Origin of the sequence: Leifsonia shinshuensis (assembly GCF_022606355.1) — a bacterium.
GTDB lineage: Bacteria > Actinomycetota > Actinomycetes > Actinomycetales > Microbacteriaceae > Leifsonia > Leifsonia shinshuensis_B.
Genome location: NZ_JAHHZQ010000003.1, coordinates 703,825 through 719,175, shown reverse-complemented (window position 1 = coordinate 719,175; position 15,351 = coordinate 703,825). Strand labels below are relative to the sequence as shown.

Sequence of the window (15,351 nt, the reverse complement as noted above, 5' to 3'; positions counted from 1 at the left end):
CCGCTGCCGGCGCCTTCCACGTCGGGTTGTGCCTCGGTCAGCGGCGCCCCCTACTTCAGCGCCTGCCGGATCGCCTTCGCGTCCGCCTCCGCCTTCTTGGCCGCCGTCCGCGCCGACTGCAGCGACGACTTCACGGACGACAGCGCCGAGTGGTTCGAGTCGTAGGCGCTCGGTGTGACGGCGAGGGCCGCCGGCGCCTGGCCGCTCGCGTCGTGGGAGGCTGTCGCGAGCTGCGCGCTCAGGTCGCTCAGATCGGACTGCAGTGCGGCGGTCGACTTCGCCTTGTCCTTGCCGGAGAGCAGCCCGGACAGCGTCGACTGCTCCTTCGTGAGCTTCGGGAGGGTCGTCCCGGTCAGCCGGTCGGCGTCGGAGGCGAGGCGGGCCTGGGGGAGGGCGACGGCGTAGACGCGGTACTTCGAATACACCGCCTTCAGGTCGGCCTCGGCCTGGGTCCTCGTGGTGTCGCCTGCGATGGCGGAGGCCGACGACTTCATCGCGGCGAGGTCGGCGTTCAGCGTGCCGAGGATCGTGGAGCGGTCGCTCGAACTGAGCGCCTTGTCGGCGGTCACCTTCGTGATCGCGGCGCCGAGCTTCGCCTCGCGGTCGCTGGTCGCCTTCGCGCCGGCCGCCTGGATCTCGGCCAGGGTGCGCGGCGCGTGCGACTTCGCGCTCGGGCTCGGCGTCGGGGTCGCCGTGGTGTCCGCGAGCGCGGGTGAGCCGATCAGGGCGAGGCCGGTGATTCCGGCGGCCGCGGCGACGACGAGGCCGGTGATGCGTGTTGGCATGGTTCTCCCGTTCAGAGGTGGATGCCGGAGTCTTTCCGGCCTCCCTCAGCGTCGCTCCCGAATGTTCGGGTCCCGTAAAGGGACCGTTCGGGACGGGTATCGCGCGTCGCGGGCCGGTAGGCTGCTTGCGCCATCCGTTCGTCGAGCGCACCCTGCTCGCCGTGATCCGGAAGCCGAGGGGGACTCCGCATGCTGATGACCGTGTCCTACCGCGGTGCCGACCCGGGCGATCTCGGCTACCTCCTGCACAAGCACCCCGATCGCGTCCACGACTTCGACCTGGCCGTCGGGCAGGCGCACGTGTTCTATCCGGAGCTCGACGAGCACAGCTGCACGGCCGCGCTGCTGCTGGAGGTGGACCCGATCGAGCTGGTCCGCAGCAAGCGGTTCCGCGGAGACGCGGGGACGCTCGGGCACTACGTCAACGATCGGCCGTACGCGTCGGGGTCGATGCTCGCGGTCGCGCTCGGCTCGGTCTTCCGGACCGCGATGACCGGCCGCAGCGATGCGCGCCCCGAACTCGCCGCCTCGCCGCTCGACCTGCGGATCGGCCTGCACGCGGTGCCGTTGCGCGGAGGCGCCGACCTCCCTCGCCGCCTCTTCGAGCCGCTCGGCTGGCGGCTGGAGGAGTCGACGGGGCTGCTCGACGACCGGTTTCCCGAGTGGGGAGCGTCGCCGTACGCGTCGATCACCCTGCGCGGCTCGCTGCGGCTCGGCGAGGCACTGCGGCAGCTGTACGTCCTCCTCCCGGTGCTCGACGATGCCAAGCACTACTGGGTCGCCGACGCCGAGGTCGACAAGCTCCTGCGCGCGGGCGAGGGCTGGCTGCCGCAGCATCCCGAGCGCGAGCTGATCTCGCGGCGGTACCTCGTGCACCAGCGCGAGTACGTCGCCGCCGCGACCGCGCGGCTGGCCGAGCTCGACCAGGATGCCGGGACACTCACCGAGCCGGGAGGCGAGGCGGAGGACGCCACGGTCGCGGAGGCCGCGCGTCCCCTCAACCGGCTCCGCGCCGACGCCGTCCTCGCCGCACTCGACGACGTCGGTGCGCGCTCGGTCGCCGACGTGGGATGCGGCCCCGGCGCCCTCCTCTCCCGCCTCGCGGCCGACCCTCGGTACACCAGGATCATCGGGACGGACGTCTCGCCCGCTGCCCTCGAGACGGCGGCCAGGAGGCTCGACCTCTCCGAGCGCAGCGACGCCCAGCGCGACCGCATCACGCTGCATCCCTCGTCCGTCACGTATCAGGACGACCGCATCGCCGGGCTCGACGCGATCGTGCTGATGGAGGTCGTCGAGCACATCGAGCCCGAGCGCCTGGACGCGGTGGCCCGGTCTGTGTTCGGCCTCGCGAAGCCCGCGGCCGTCGTTCTCACCACGCCGAACGCCGAGTACAACGCGCGGTATCCGTCCCTGGCGGCCGGTGCGTTCCGCCATCCGGATCACCGCTTCGAGTGGACGCGGGCGGAACTCGCCGCATGGGCCGGCGGGGTCGCGGACCGCTACGGCTACCGGGTGGAGTTCCGCGCGGTCGGTGACCCCGATCCCGTGCTGGGGCCACCGACGCAGCTCGCACTGTTCCGTGTGGAGGTCGCCGCATGACCGAGCTCGCCGTCCCCGCCACCTCGCTCGTCGTGCTCGTCGGCGTCAGCGGCTCGGGCAAGTCGACCTTCGCGCGCGAGAAGTTCGGCGCGTGGGAGACGCTGTCGAGCGACGCCTTCCGCGGGCTGGTCTCCAACGACGAGAACAGCCAGAGCGCAACGGGCGACGCCTTCGACGCCCTGCGCTACGTCGCCGGCACCCGGCTGCGGAACGGCCTGCTCACCGTCATCGACGCGACGAACGTGCAGCCAGCGGCCCGCAAATCGATGGTCGCGCTGGCCAAGGAGCACGACGTGCTGCCCGTCGCGATCGTCCTCGACGTGCCGGAGCGCGTCGCCATCGAGCGCACCGAGGCACGCGACGACCGCGGCTTCGGAGCGGAAGTCATCCGCCGGCAGTCCACGCAACTGCGCAGGGGACTGGCGGGGCTGCGCCGCGAGGGCTTCCGGACGGTGCACATCCTCCGCGACCAGGCCGAGATCGACGAGGCGACCATCGTCCGCACCCGCCTGCTCAACGACCGCACCGACGACCACGGGCCGTTCGACGTCATCGGCGACGTGCACGGCTGCCGGTCCGAGCTGGAAGCGCTGCTCGAACGGCTCGGCTACGACCTCCAGCGCGACGACCGGGGCCGGCCGATCGACGCGGTGCACCCGGAGGGCCGCCGCGCGCTCTTCCTGGGCGACCTGGTCGACCGCGGTCCCGACACCCCTGGCGTCCTGCGACTCGTGATGGGGATGGTCGGCGCCGGTCACGCGGTCGCCGTCGCCGGCAACCACGAGGACAAGCTCGCCCGTGCGCTGCGCGGCGACACGGTGACGGTGGCGCACGGCCTGGAGGTCTCCCTGGCGCAGCTGGCGGCGGAGACCCCGGAGTTCCGGGACGAGGTGCAGCGGTTCTGCCGCGAGCTGGTCTCGCACTTCGTGCTGGACGACGGCAGGCTCGTGGTCGCGCACGCGGGACTCCCCGAGCAGTACCACGGCAGGGCGTCGGGACGCGTCAGGGCGTTCGCGCTCTACGGTGACGTCACCGGCGAGAAGGACGAGTACGGCCTCCCGGTGCGCCTCGACTGGGCGCGCGACTACCGCGGGGCGGCCACCGTGCTCTACGGGCACACGCCGGTGCCGCGCGCCGAGTGGGTCAACAACACGATGTGCCTCGACACCGGCTGCGTCTTCGGCGGCGCGCTCACGGCGCTGCGGTATCCCGAGAAGGAGCTGGTTTCGGTGGCGGCCGAGCAGGTGTGGAGCGAGCCGGCACGGCCGTTCGCGCTCGCCGTGGACGCCTCCGCGGAGCGCGAGGGCGACGTCCTCCGGATCGACGACGTGCTGGACACACCGATCGTGGAGACGCGCACGTCGGGCAAGATCCGGCTGCGCCCGGAGTTCGCCCTCGGTGCGCTGGAGACCATGAGCAGGTGGGCGGTGGATCCCCGCCGGCTGCTCTACCTGCCGCCGACGATGTCGCCGCCCGCGCCGTCCTCGCGGCCCGGGATGCTGGAGCACCCCGACGAGGCGTTCGCCGCGTACCGCAAGAGCGGAGTCACGAGCCTCCTCGCCGAGGAGAAGCACATGGGCTCGCGCGCGGTCACGCTCGTGACGCGCGACGGTGCCCGGTTCGGCGCGGACCCGGATTGGCCCGGGATCGTCCACACCCGTACCGGACGCCGGTTCTTCCCCAGCGCCGACGACGAGACCCTCTTCCTGTCGCGCCTGCACGACGCGGTCTCCCGCGCCGGGCTGTGGAGCGAACTGGGCACCGACTGGCTGCTGTTCGACGGCGAGATCCTCCCCTGGTCGCTGAAGGCCGGAGCGCTCATCCGCGAGCAGTACGCCGCCGTCGGCGCCGCCGCCTCCTCGGCGCTTCCCGCCGCGGTGGCGACGCTGGAGCAGGCTGCCGCGCGCGGACTCGACGTCGCGTCGATCCTCGACCGGACCCGTCGGCGGGAGGCCGATGCCGCCCTGTACACCGAAGCGTACGGCCGGTATGTGCGGCGCACGGACGGCATCGACGGCGTGCAGCTCGCGCCGTTCCAGGTGCTCGCGGGCGAGGGCGCCGTCTACGCCGAGCGCGAGCACGCGTGGCACCTCGCGCTCGCCGACCGGCTGGTCGAGGCCGACCCCGTCCTGATCCGCGCGACACGGTGCATCGCCATCGACCTGGACGACCCCGGGTCGGTCGACGCCGCGGTGGCCTGGTGGTCGGCGCTCACCGACGCCGGCGGCGAGGGGATGGTCGTCAAGCCGGCGGCCGGCCTCGTGAGGAACGAGCGCGGGCTGGCTCAGCCGGGCATCAAGGTGCGTGGACGGGAGTACCTGCGCATCATCTACGGACCGGAGTACACCGAGGAGTCGAACCTGGAGCGGCTGCGCGACCGCAACGTCGGCCACAAGCGGTCGATGGCACTGCGCGAGTACGCGCTCGGCCTCGAGTCGCTGCACCGGTTCGTGGAGCACGAGCCGCTGTGGCGCGTGCACGAGGCCGTCTTCGCCGTGCTCGCGATGGAGTCCGAGCCGGTCGACCCGCGGTTGTGAGCGGCGCGGCCGGGCGTTAGCCCGGTTCCTCCTCCGCCTCCAGCGTCTCGTCGGCGTCGACGAAGCCGTCGTCCGTCTCCGTGGCCTCCACTGCTTCCGCCGCTTGCGCGCGGGCTTCGGCGTCGGCCTCCCGCTGCCGCTTCTCTCTGTTCATGCCCACAGTCTCTCCCGTTCCACCCACTGCGCCTAGGTTGGAGACGTGGATGCTCAGACGACCCCCGATGCCTACTTCGTCCCCCTCGGCGACGGGAGGTACGCCCCGACCCGGCACGCGGGCGGTGCGTGGGCCGACGACGAGATGCACTTCAGCCCGCTGGGCGGTCTGATCACCCACGAGATCCTGCGCTTCGCCGCGAACTCCGACGGACCGGAGCTCCAGCTCGCGCGGATCAGCTTCGACATCCTCGGCTTCCTCGCCCTCGCGGACGTGGAGGTCGCCGTCCAGACCATCCGGCCCGGCCGCACCATCGAGCTCCTCGAAGCGACGGTCGTCATCCACGGGCGCACGGCCGTGCGGGCGCGCGCCTGGCTGCTCTCCGCGTTCGACACCGCGGAGGTCGCCGGCGGAGCGCCCGCCGCGCTGCCGTCGCCGGAGACCGCTGTGCCGTGGTCGATGTCGGACGACTGGATCGGCGGCTACGTCGCCTCCCTCGACTCGCGTGCCGTGCAGCCGCCGCAGGCCGGGCGCGGGATCGCGTGGCTGTCGACGCACTGCGCCCTCGTCGACGGCGAGGAGGTCGACCCGGTCGCCGCCTGGATCACCCTGGTCGACACCGCGAACGGCGTCGCCGTGCGCGAGCATCCGACCCGGTGGATGTTCCCGAACGTCGATTTGACCATCCACCTGCACCGGGCGCCGAGCGGAGGCTGGCTCGGGCTCGACACGGAGGTCGTGTTCGGGGCCACCGGCCTGGGTGTCACGCACTCGGTGCTGCACGATCGGGACGGAGCCGTGGGCTTCGCCGAGCAGGCGCTCACGGTGCGGCGGCTGACCGAATAGGGCGTCCCGCACGTCCCGCACGGCAGGGGGATCCGGGTCTTGACGACCCACTTGTTTTTTGCAAGTATGGGTCTCAACAACAGCGATCCACGACAAGGGAGAACCACGATGACCGCGATGATGTTCGTCAACCTGCCGGTGACCGATCTGGAGCGCGCGAAGGCGTTCTACACGGCCGTCGGTTTCACCATCAACCCGCTCTTCACCGACCACAACGCCGCCTGCGTCGTCGTCGACGAAGACCACAACTACTTCATGATCGTCACGCGCGAGTTCTTCTCGACGTTCTCCGACCGCCCGGTCGGCGAGCCCTCCAAGACCGTGTCGGCATCCACCTCGATCATGCTCGACAGCCGCGAGGTCGTCGACAAGACGATCGCCGACGGCGTCGCCGCCGGTGGCGTCGAGGAGCGTCCGGCCGCCGACTACGGCTTCATGTACCAGCGTCAGCTGGCCGACCCCGACGGCAACATCCTCGAGTTCGGCTGGATGGACCCGGTCGCGGCGCAGCAGGGCCCCGAGGCGTACCTGAACCAGCAGGCCTGAGGCCGATGGTCGCGCGAGACTACGGCCAGTACGACGGCATCACGCGCGGCCTGGAGCTGGTGGGGGAGCGCTGGGCCCTGCTCATCGTCCGTGACCTGCTCGTCGGGCCGCGCCGCTACGGGGAGCTCGCGGCGGGACTGCCCCGCATCCCGAGCAACATCCTGGCGGCGCGGCTCAAGGAGCTGCAGGCGGCCGGCATCATCCGCCGGGCGCCGCGCTCCCGCATCATCCTCTACGAGCTGACGCCCTACGGCCGGGAGCTCGAACCGATCGTGCTCGCGCTCGGCGCCTGGGGGTTCAAGGCGATGGAGGATCCGCGCCAGGAGCAGATCGTCACCCCGGACTCGATGGCGATCTCGCTGCGCACCGCGTTCCAGCCGCAGGTCGCCGCCACGCTCCCGTCGACGGCGTACGGTGCCCGCTTCGGCGAGGGCAGCCTGTTCATCCGGGTGGACGGTCCGACGCTCGCGGTGGCGCGCGGCGAGGGTCCCGTCGACTTCGCCTTCGCGAGCGGCCCGGGCCTCCATCGGCTCATCTCGGGCGAACTCGCCCCGGCCCGCGCCATCGAGACGGGAGTGGTGGAGGTGCTCCGCGGCTCCGGCGACCTCCTGTCGCGCTTCGCGAGCACCTTCCATCTGGCCGCCTGACGCGCACCTGACGCCGAGGGGCACGCAAACGCCCCTAAAACACGCACTTAGGGGCGTTTGCGTGCCCCTCGGCGGGTGGTCAGTGCGCGATGCGGTAGTCCACGAGCAGATACCCCGTCGCCGAGGTGACGTTGCGGATCGTCTCGAGCCGCAGCGGCGGGAGGCCGTCGAGAAGCCGGCGTCCGGCCCCGGCGATCCGGGGCGCGATCACGAGCCGCAGCTCGTCGACAACGCCGGCCGCCAGCAGCGTGCGCGCGACCGAGATGCTGGCGTGCACCCCGATGTCGCCGCCGTCGCCCTCCTTCAGCCGCCGCGCGAACGCGACAGGGTCGCCGTCGACGGCAGTGGCGTTCGCCCACCGCCCGTCGAGCGGCGTCGACGTGACGATGTGCTTCGCCACCCCGTTGATGAACGTGGCGAACGGCTCGATCGTGCTCGTCGGCCAGAACCGGGACCACTCGTCGTAGCTGCGGCGCCCCAGGATCACGTCACCCTGCGTCCCGATCACGGCGCCGAGCTCGGCGTCCATGTCGTCGTCCCAGCCGACGATGAACGCGTCGGGGTCCTCGGCCACCCCGTCGAGGGACAGCAACTCGTAGACCACGATCTTCCGCATCGGAACCTCCTCGGCTGAGGCCACCCTACGCGGCGCGCCGGACGCGACCGCGCGTCCGGCGCGCACGCCTGCTCACATGTCGATGGTCTCGTGGATCTCGATCCGGCCACCGGAGGCCAGGTGCGGATGCCCCACGAGCAGCCCGTCCACCGCGGCGGCCGAGCCGGCCTCGACGACCGAGTATCCGTTGACTCCGCTCGCGGGCAGGTCGGCCCCCTCGGCGGTCGACGCGCCGAAGGCGTTGCCGCGGTCGAGGATGGCGTCACCGGCCCTGCCGAACCACTCCACCCACGCCTTCGTCAGCTGTTCGCCCTCTTCGGGGCTCTGGGGTGCCGCACCGCCCTGGTACAGCAGAACGAATTTCGTCATCGTCGTCCTCCTCGTCTCGCGCTGCCGGTCGGCAGCTGTTCACCCCTACGACGTGCCGACCGGCCCGAAATCGACAGCCGTCGCCACGAACGGATCGCACCTAGCGGTGTGGCGACGATTCCGGTTCGATAGGATCCTGACCCGATCGAGAGGATCGCCATGACCGACCGCCCCGACGTCGCCTTCGACCTGCTCTCCACCCAACTGCTCAACGACCCCGACCTGGACGTGTCGCTGACGGTCACCGGCCTCCACGTGCGCGGCCGGCTCTTCGCGTATCTCGACGACGACGCCCTCGTGACCGACCTGCCGCCCTCGCGCGCCGCCGACCTCGTCGGCCGCGGAGTCGCGTCCGCCGTCGCCGCCGGCCGGGCCGAGCCGAAGGGCGCCTGGGTCGCCGTCTCCGAGGCCGAGGACTGGCCGGAGCTCGCCGGCGAGGCGCACCAGTTCGTCGGCGAGCCCGCGGTCGGGATGGACTCCTGAGGTGGCGTGAGCGCTCCGACCGACCGCGCCGACGAATACTGGGCGGGCGTCTTCGGCGTCGAGACGCGTGAGCTGCGGCGGCCCGGCCTGCACACGACCTACGTCGACGACCCCGGAGCCGGCATCTACGTGCTGAGCCTCGGCGGGACGGTCCGCGTGCGCGCACCGAGCCTGCGCCGCCCAGAGGTCGAGGAGATCTCCCACGATGTCGCGTTGGACCCCCGTGCCTGGCGAGAGGTGCTCGGTGATGCATCGCCGGTCGTCCTCGGCCCTGCCGCCCACTATCTCGGGAGCGCGAGCGTGGCGCCGACCATCGCGGAGGTCCACCCCGATCCCGCCGAGGTGCTGCGGATGGTCGAGCGCATCGAGCCGGAGGAGGTCGAGGAGTCCGGCGTCGTGGAGCCCGACGCCATCCGGTTCGGGCTCTGGCACGGAAAGACTCTCGTCGCCGTGTCCGCACTGGGCGGATGGGTCGGCGGCCATACGGATGTCGGCCTCCTCGTCGCTCCCGAAGTCCGCGGTCTCGGCCTCGGCAGGGCGGTGGCGTCCGTCGCGTTGAGCGCGGCGACCCGGGAGGCCGGGATCGCGCGGTGGCGCTGCCGCGAGGACAACGCGGCCTCGGTCGCTCTCGCCGGGAGCCTGGGGCTGCAGCGCTACGGCAGGAACCTGGGGATCCGGCTGCCTCAGATCCAGTGAGATCCCGCGACGCCTGCGGTGCCGGAGCGTGGTACCGCGATCGCCTGAACAGCGTCCTCGTAGATCACCCGCCCCGGGTCGTCCGTCTCGACCCGCTCCCATGCCACCTGATGCGCGTCAAGCAGTTCCGCGTAGAGCGTCGTCATCTCGATCAGCTCGACGGCCGTGCGTCTGAACCAGGCCACCGCCCCCGGGTTCGCGGTGCGATCGTACACACACGGGTCGATCGACGTGGGCTCCGGATACGCGGCCTCGAACCAGGCGTTGGCGCGCCTCCACCGTTCGCTCTCCTCCGGGGTGAACGCGCCGACGCGCTCGAGCCCGTTGGCCAGGGCGAACATGCCGACCTGCACGCCGCGGGCGTTGGGAGTGGGCGAGCGGAATCGCACATACCGGAGGGCGGCCATCGGCCTCACCCTAGCGTGCATCGAGGTCGACGCCTCAGCTGCCCCTCGACCGCTCCTCAGCGGAGGAACGCGGCGATCCGCTCCGGCCAGGTGTCGGCGTCGGCGGCGTGTTCGGCGACGAACAGCTGCGAGCCGGGCAGGAGCTCGCGCAGCCGCTCGGCGGTCGCGAGCGGGTGGCCCGGGTCGCCGGCCCACGGCAGCAGCAGCACCGGCATCCGCAGGGTCGCGAGCTCGTCCGGCGCCGGGAGGTCGGAGAGCGCGGCACCGCGCGGCACCGTCGGCGCTGTCTCCGGCCGCAGCTCGAATCGCGGTGTCAGCTCCCGCTCCGCCATCACCGGCGGCAGCGTCACGGGCGCGGCGGCCAGCAACTGCTCCAGCCCCTCCCAGCCTCGCGTCTCGATGATGTCCGCCATCTGCCCGTAGAGGGCGGCCTGCGCCGGACGGGTGTCCCACGCCGTCGGCGGCAGCCCCAGCACGAGCCGACGGAAGCGTTCGGGATGCCGCACGGCCGCCGTCAGGATCGTGCCCGTTCCCATCGAGATGCCGATGGCGTCGACGGGCTCCTGCCCGCCGACCTCGTCGAGCAGGGCGATCAGGTCGTCCGCGAGCGTGGTCCAGCGGTAGCGCTCCGGGTCGTCGGAGCCGGGAGACCGCCCGTGCCCGGCCGCGTCGTAGCGGACCAGCCGGTGGCCGTCGTCCGCCAGGGCCCGCACATCGAGCAGCTCCAGCTCCGCGTCACGGCTCGAGGTCAGGCCATGGGCTTGCACCACGAGCGGTCCATCGCCCGAGCTGTCGTAGGCGAGGGTCGCACCGGGTCGGGTCAGCGTGAGGTCGTCCATGTCGGGCCATCGTAGTCGGCGGCAGTGCTGAGGACGGGTGCAGCTCCGCACCGCAGGCCGACGCGATGGAGCCAACCGCTGCATGCGCGCGTCGGCCGCCCGACATGGCGTTCGCCTCGACCTTCGCGAGCGGATGGCCGAGAGCACCGGCCGACACCGTCATCTCATCGCTCGTGCTCTGCACGGTCACCGACGCGGACGCCGTTCCTGCGGAGGTGTGCTGCATCCTGCGCCCCGGGGAGCCTTCCGCTTCGTCGAGCACGTCTCGGCACCTTTCGGAGCGGCGACGCGTCTCGGCAGGTGCGCGCTCCGGTAGTATTTCTCATTGAGCCGACTCCGGGAGGGGACATTGTGGATGAGCTGCTGATGACCCCGCTCTACGCGCAAGGCGAGGCGGCTGACTTGATCGGGATGCCTCGGTCGACATTCAATCACTGGGCGACCGGATACACGACCACGGCGGGCAATCGTATGTCGCCGTTCATCACCGTCGAGCGTCCGGGCCGTGGTTACACCGTCCCGTTCGTCGGTCTTGCGGAGGCCTGGATCGTCCGTGCTTTCACGAGAGCGGGCGTGCCGGTGGCGCGGATCCGACCTGCGCTCGAGCAACTCCGCACGCAGATAGGGCTCGAGCACGCACTAGCGAGCGACCGGCTTAAGACAGACGGCGCCGATATCCTCTGGGATCTTCGAGAGAGGGACAGCGCCTTCGATGACAACCGGTTGGTCGTCGTCCGCAACGGTCATGCGATGTTCGGTGAGATCGTGCGAGAGCACCTCAAGCACGTGGACTACCGGGACGGCTTCATCGGGCAGTTGCGCATCCCCCGAGCGGCCGGTGCGGACTGGACGCTCGATCCGGCGATCAACTTCGGACAGCCCACGCTCACCGACTACGGCGTCCGGGTCGACGACATCCTCGCGCGCATTGCGGCGGGCGAGTCGATGCAGGACGTCGCCGCCGACTTCGACCTCCCGAACGCGACCGTAGAGAATCTGGCCCTCGCGGCTGCCTAAGCCATAGGATGTCGGGCCGTCGGTTCTTCTGCGACAGGAGTCTCGGAGACCATCTCGTCCCTGAGGCTCTGCGGTCCGCAGGATGGGTTGTCGTGAGTATGCGTGAGCGGTATGGCTCCGTGACAGCGCAGCAGCTCGCGGACATCGACTGGATCGAGGACGCCACTTCGGAGGGCGAGATCTTACTCACGGGCGACAAGGCGATCGCGAAGCGGCCCCTCGAAGCGCGGGCGGTCGTCGCGGCGGGAGCGCGTGTGTTCGCTCTCGGGAGCAGTCAGCTTACCGGCGAGGCGAAAGCCAAGAGGCTGCTCGACCACGATCGCGCGATCTTCCGGCGCTCGGACTCGAAGCAGGGCCCGTACATCTTCAGTGTGACGGGCCACGGCCTGCTTCCGCTGCGCCTGCTCGATTAGCGACTACGCCACCCGAGCCCCCCGCCGGATCGCCACCCCCGACGTGACCGCCAGCACCACGATCCCGAGAGCCTCGATCACCACGGTCTCCGGCACGAGGGTGAAGCTCCACACCTCGGTGATGCCGAACAGGCCGACCGTGAGGGCGAGGAGCAGTGCCACGAGGCTCGCGATCAGGAAGAGCAGCGAGAGGACGGTGGCCACGCGCAGCCACGTGCCGTGCAGCACCAGCATGCCGACCGCCAGCACGAAGGCTGCGATGGCGTTCAGGACGAAGAGCGTGCCCAGCAGCCCGCCGACGCCGTCGAAGATGAGGAACAGGTGGATGCCGCCGGTGGCGGCGAGGATGATCGCACTGAGGATGCGCAGGAGCCACAGGGGACCCTGTCGGCTTTCGGTCATGGTGTTACCCGCTTCCGGTCCGGGCCTCCCGCGTGAAGGCCTCATCGGGAACACGAACGAACACGGGGATGGGTTCAATCGCGTCTAGCATCGCACTCATGCCTCCTGCGTCGGCCTGGACCCCCGGTACCGTTCGCGATGCCGCCGGCGGCCTGGTCGCGCTGACGCTCGCGACCTTCCTCGCGGTGACGACCGAGATGCTGCCGGTCGGCCTGCTGCCGGCCATCGGGCACGACATGCAGGTGTCCGACTCGATCGCGGGCCTGCTCGTCACCGTGTACGCGTTCATGGTCGCGGTGCTGGCCGTTCCGTTGACGCTCTTGACCGCGCGGTTCTCGCGCAAGGGCCTGCTGGTCGCCACGCTCGTCGCGTACACCGTGGGCAACGCCGTCGTCGCCGTCGCACCGGACTTCGCCGTGCTGGCGGCCGGCCGGGCGTTCGGCGGGGTCGCGCACGCCCTCTTCTTCTCCGTCAGCATCGGCTACGCCTCCCGGCTCGTCGCGACCGCGTACACGGGCCGGGCGCTGGCGCTGGTCACAGCGGGCGCCTCCGCCGGCTTCGTGCTGGGCGTGCCGGTGTCGACCTCGCTCGGCACCGCCCTGGGCTGGCGTGCCGCGTTCGGTGTGCTCGCCGGGGTGTGTGCGCTCGCCGTCGTGATCGTCGCCGTGCTGCTGCCCCCGGTGCCGGGAGGCGGTTCCGCACACAGGGGGGAGGGCGTCGGTGCGCGCCGTACCCGGTTGGCCGTCGTGTCGACCGCCAACGCCGTGGTCTACCTCGGGCAGTTCACCGTCTACACCTTCGTCTCGGTCCTGCTGCTGGCGACGGGCCTCCCGGCCGCGTCCGTCGGTCCTGTGCTGCTGGGGATGGGCGCGGTCGGCCTGGTCGGCACCTGGTTCGCCGCCGCCACTCTCGATCGCCGTCCGCGTGCGACCGTGCTGATCCTGCTCTCCGCGGTGACGCTCGGACTGATCGGTGTGGGCCTGGCCTTCCCTGCGCCGGCCGGGGTCCTGGCCGCCGCCGTCGTGTGGGGCGCGGGCTTCGGAGGGGTGGCGTCCGTGTTCCAGACGGCCGCGATCCGCACGCGGGGAGCGACACCGGAGGTGATCGGCGCGCTCATCAACTCGACGGCGAACATCGGCATCGGCGCCGGCGCCGCCGTGGGCGCTGCCGTGCTCGCCGGCCCGGGGCTGGGCTGGCTGCCGTTCTCGGGTGCGGTGCTCGTGCTCGCGGGCCTCGTCGTCGTGCTCACCGCGCGCCGCTCCTTCCCCGCGGACCCGTAGCCGCCGACGTCCGGACGCCCACGTCCGGACGCCGAGGGGCACGCAAACGCCCCTAAAACCCGCGGGAAGGGGCGCTTACGTGCCCTTCGAGCCCGCGCTCACGGTCCGTAGGCGGCCAGGAATCGGTCGCGGAACGCGTCCATCCGCCACACCGGCGCGCGCGGCGACGGCAGCATCCCGGGCTCCCACTTCCAGGAGCCGATCCGGTCGATCACCGTCGGGTCCTTCGAGATGATGCTGATCGGCACCTGGTGGTTCGCGCCGACGCCGCTGACGACGGTGGCCGGCTGGTGGTCGCCCAGCACGACGAGCACCAGGTCGGGGTCGTCGAACGTGGTCAGGAACGAGAACAGCGAACCCATCGTGTACTCGATCGACTGGCCGTAGAGCTGCTGCACGTGCTGCGGGCTCTGCCAGACGACGCTCGGCGGGAGGCCCTCCGCGGGCTGCGGGTCGTAGACCGAGCCGTCGCCGACGGCGTCCCACGGGACCAGCCGGGGCAGCGGCGTCCACGGGGTGTGCGACGACACCAGGTCGATCTCGGCCATCAGCGGGGCGTGCGGCACCCCGAGCTCGTGCTTCTGGAGGTACGCCCACGTGTACTGGTCCGGCACCCGCGCGTAGCTGAAGGCGGGGCCGCGGTAGCCGACGTTCTTCGCGTTCAGCTGCGTGCCGAAGTGGTAGAACGAGCTCCCGATCGACCACGGCCGGGTGTCCGACGGCACGTCGCTGAGGGTCCGCCAGCCGGCCTTGCGGAAGGCGTCGCTGAGCGTGAACCGCGTCGTGGCCGTGACCTGGTCGTACTTCTGCTGCGAGTCGACCCAGAGTCCGGTCTGCAGCGTCGAGTGCGCGAGCCAGCTGATGCCGCCGAACGTCGAGGAGGTGAGGAAGGCGCTGCGCTCGGAGTACCCGTGTGCCGCGAGCTCCGCGTCACCGCTGCGGAGGACGGAGTCCACTCCGGAAGCGAACGGTGTGCCCTGCACGGCCACCTGCCCGTAGCTCTCGACGAACACCACGAGGACGTCCTTGCCCTTCAGGCCGGTGAGGAGGTCGGAGGCGGGCAGCCGCGAGTACGGGTCGCTCGCCGCCGACCGGTCGAAGACCGCACGGTCGCGCGCCGAGACCTCCACCTGGGCGACGGTGGAGGCCGCTGCCGTGATCGAGTCCGCCGCGGCGACGGGCTCGCCCGCGACCACCTGCGCGCCCACGAGCGCGAGCACCAGCCAGCCGGCGGTGAGGACCGACGCTCCGATCAGGCTGGCCCTCCGACGCCGGCCGAGCACACGGGCCAGGTGCAGCAGGGAGGCCGCGACGGCGACGACCGCGGCGACGATCAGGAGGCCGATGAGGACGAGGAGGGCGAGTGCCCCGAGGGATCCGGCGGAGTCGCTGACGACGCCGTAACCGTCCACGAGCTCCGACCAGCCGGACACGACGTCGAACGGCCTCCCGACTGTCGAGAGGAAGACGCGGTCCAGTGCTGCGAGGATCGCCGCCGCCACGAGGAGCACAGCCGCCAGGACCGCGATCGCGCGGCGCACCCAGCGCCACGGCAGCAGGATCAACGCCACCAGCGCGAGCAGGCACTCGAGCGGCAGGCGCGCGAGCGCCAGCGGCGAACCGGAGTCGATCAGCCCCGGTGCGACGGCGGCGACGAACACGGTGACGGCACTGAGCACCGTCACGACAGCGGACCACGCTCGAGAGCGCGG

At 71.5% G+C, this 15,351-nt stretch carries 18 protein-coding genes; 10 read left to right on the top strand and 8 right to left on the bottom strand.

Annotated features, from left to right (window positions below; translation table 11 throughout):
* Positions 1–50: 50 nt before the first annotated feature.
* Positions 51–785, bottom strand: a complete 735-nt coding sequence (locus KNO15_RS14935; protein WP_241704563.1) for a hypothetical protein — start codon at positions 783–785, stop codon at positions 51–53.
* 189 nt (positions 786–974) lie between these two features.
* Here KNO15_RS14935 and KNO15_RS14930 point away from each other — a divergent pair, with 189 nt between their 5' ends.
* Complete coding sequence (locus KNO15_RS14930) at positions 975–2,387, top strand: 3' terminal RNA ribose 2'-O-methyltransferase Hen1 (protein WP_241704562.1); 1,413 nt, start codon at positions 975–977, stop codon at positions 2,385–2,387.
* Positions 2,384–4,924: a polynucleotide kinase-phosphatase gene (locus tag KNO15_RS14925; protein WP_241704561.1), complete on the top strand. Its 2,541-nt coding sequence runs from the start codon at positions 2,384–2,386 to the stop codon at positions 4,922–4,924. Before KNO15_RS14930 ends, KNO15_RS14925 begins: the two co-directional genes overlap by 4 nt.
* A 16-nt stretch (positions 4,925–4,940) precedes the next feature.
* On the opposite strand, the gene KNO15_RS14920 is transcribed toward KNO15_RS14925, so the two are convergent.
* The gene (locus tag KNO15_RS14920) at positions 4,941–5,078 is read right to left on the bottom strand and encodes a hypothetical protein (protein ID WP_241704560.1); all 138 of its coding nucleotides are present in this window, start codon (positions 5,076–5,078) and stop codon (positions 4,941–4,943) included.
* Positions 5,079–5,123: 45 nt separating this feature from the next.
* Here KNO15_RS14920 and KNO15_RS14915 point away from each other — a divergent pair, with 45 nt between their 5' ends.
* The 3 genes from KNO15_RS14915 to KNO15_RS14905 all read left to right on the top strand — a co-directional run bounded on the left by KNO15_RS14915 (position 5,124) and on the right by KNO15_RS14905 (position 7,117).
* Positions 5,124–5,924: a thioesterase family protein gene (locus tag KNO15_RS14915; protein ID WP_241704559.1), complete on the top strand. Its 801-nt coding sequence runs from the start codon at positions 5,124–5,126 to the stop codon at positions 5,922–5,924.
* Positions 5,925–6,032: 108 nt separating this feature from the next.
* A complete protein-coding gene (locus KNO15_RS14910; protein ID WP_241704558.1) occupies positions 6,033–6,470 on the top strand; it encodes a VOC family protein in 438 nt (145 codons plus the stop codon).
* Positions 6,471–6,475: 5 nt separating this feature from the next.
* The gene (locus KNO15_RS14905; RefSeq protein WP_241704557.1) at positions 6,476–7,117 is read left to right on the top strand and encodes a winged helix-turn-helix transcriptional regulator; all 642 of its coding nucleotides are present in this window, start codon (positions 6,476–6,478) and stop codon (positions 7,115–7,117) included.
* Positions 7,118–7,196: 79 nt separating this feature from the next.
* Here KNO15_RS14905 and KNO15_RS14900 read toward each other — a convergent pair whose 3' ends face one another.
* Positions 7,197–7,733, bottom strand: coding sequence for a dihydrofolate reductase family protein (locus tag KNO15_RS14900; protein ID WP_241704556.1), 537 nt, complete (start codon positions 7,731–7,733; stop codon positions 7,197–7,199).
* A 72-nt stretch (positions 7,734–7,805) separates the two neighbouring features.
* Positions 7,806–8,102 carry a hypothetical protein gene (locus tag KNO15_RS14895; protein WP_241704555.1) on the bottom strand — a complete coding sequence of 99 codons (297 nt, stop codon included), beginning with the start codon at positions 8,100–8,102 and terminating at the stop codon, positions 7,806–7,808.
* Between the two features lie 159 nt (positions 8,103–8,261).
* Between KNO15_RS14895 and KNO15_RS14890 the strand changes: the two genes are divergently transcribed.
* Positions 8,262–8,585, top strand: a complete 324-nt coding sequence (locus tag KNO15_RS14890) for a hypothetical protein (RefSeq protein ID WP_241704554.1) — start codon at positions 8,262–8,264, stop codon at positions 8,583–8,585.
* Positions 8,586–8,591: 6 nt separating this feature from the next.
* Positions 8,592–9,281, top strand: coding sequence for a GNAT family N-acetyltransferase (locus tag KNO15_RS14885; RefSeq protein WP_241704553.1), 690 nt, complete (start codon positions 8,592–8,594; stop codon positions 9,279–9,281).
* Here the strand turns inward: KNO15_RS14885 and KNO15_RS14880 are convergent.
* Both KNO15_RS14880 and KNO15_RS14875 read right to left on the bottom strand, forming a co-directional pair.
* On the bottom strand, positions 9,269–9,688 hold the full coding sequence (locus KNO15_RS14880) for a hypothetical protein (RefSeq protein ID WP_241704552.1): 420 nt from the start codon (positions 9,686–9,688) through the stop codon (positions 9,269–9,271). The genes KNO15_RS14885 and KNO15_RS14880 overlap by 13 nt on opposite strands.
* A 56-nt stretch (positions 9,689–9,744) precedes the next feature.
* Positions 9,745–10,527 carry an alpha/beta fold hydrolase gene (locus KNO15_RS14875; protein WP_241704551.1) on the bottom strand — a complete coding sequence of 261 codons (783 nt, stop codon included), beginning with the start codon at positions 10,525–10,527 and terminating at the stop codon, positions 9,745–9,747.
* A 351-nt stretch (positions 10,528–10,878) separates the two neighbouring features.
* Here KNO15_RS14875 and KNO15_RS14870 point away from each other — a divergent pair, with 351 nt between their 5' ends.
* A complete protein-coding gene (locus KNO15_RS14870) occupies positions 10,879–11,544 on the top strand; it encodes a DUF433 domain-containing protein (RefSeq protein WP_241704550.1) in 666 nt (221 codons plus the stop codon).
* 8 nt (positions 11,545–11,552) lie between these two features.
* Positions 11,553–11,957 (top strand): hypothetical protein, encoded by a 405-nt coding sequence (locus KNO15_RS14865; protein ID WP_241704549.1) that lies wholly within the window; start codon positions 11,553–11,555, stop codon positions 11,955–11,957.
* A 3-nt stretch (positions 11,958–11,960) separates the two neighbouring features.
* Here KNO15_RS14865 and KNO15_RS14860 read toward each other — a convergent pair whose 3' ends face one another.
* Positions 11,961–12,359: a hypothetical protein gene (locus KNO15_RS14860; protein WP_241704548.1), complete on the bottom strand. Its 399-nt coding sequence runs from the start codon at positions 12,357–12,359 to the stop codon at positions 11,961–11,963.
* 98 nt (positions 12,360–12,457) lie between these two features.
* Here KNO15_RS14860 and KNO15_RS14855 point away from each other — a divergent pair, with 98 nt between their 5' ends.
* Complete coding sequence (locus KNO15_RS14855; protein WP_241704547.1) at positions 12,458–13,639, top strand: MFS transporter; 1,182 nt, start codon at positions 12,458–12,460, stop codon at positions 13,637–13,639.
* A 98-nt stretch (positions 13,640–13,737) separates the two neighbouring features.
* Here KNO15_RS14855 and KNO15_RS14850 read toward each other — a convergent pair whose 3' ends face one another.
* On the bottom strand, positions 13,738–15,324 hold the full coding sequence (locus KNO15_RS14850) for a CDP-alcohol phosphatidyltransferase (RefSeq protein ID WP_241704546.1): 1,587 nt from the start codon (positions 15,322–15,324) through the stop codon (positions 13,738–13,740).
* Between the last annotated feature and the right edge of the window lie 27 nt (positions 15,325–15,351).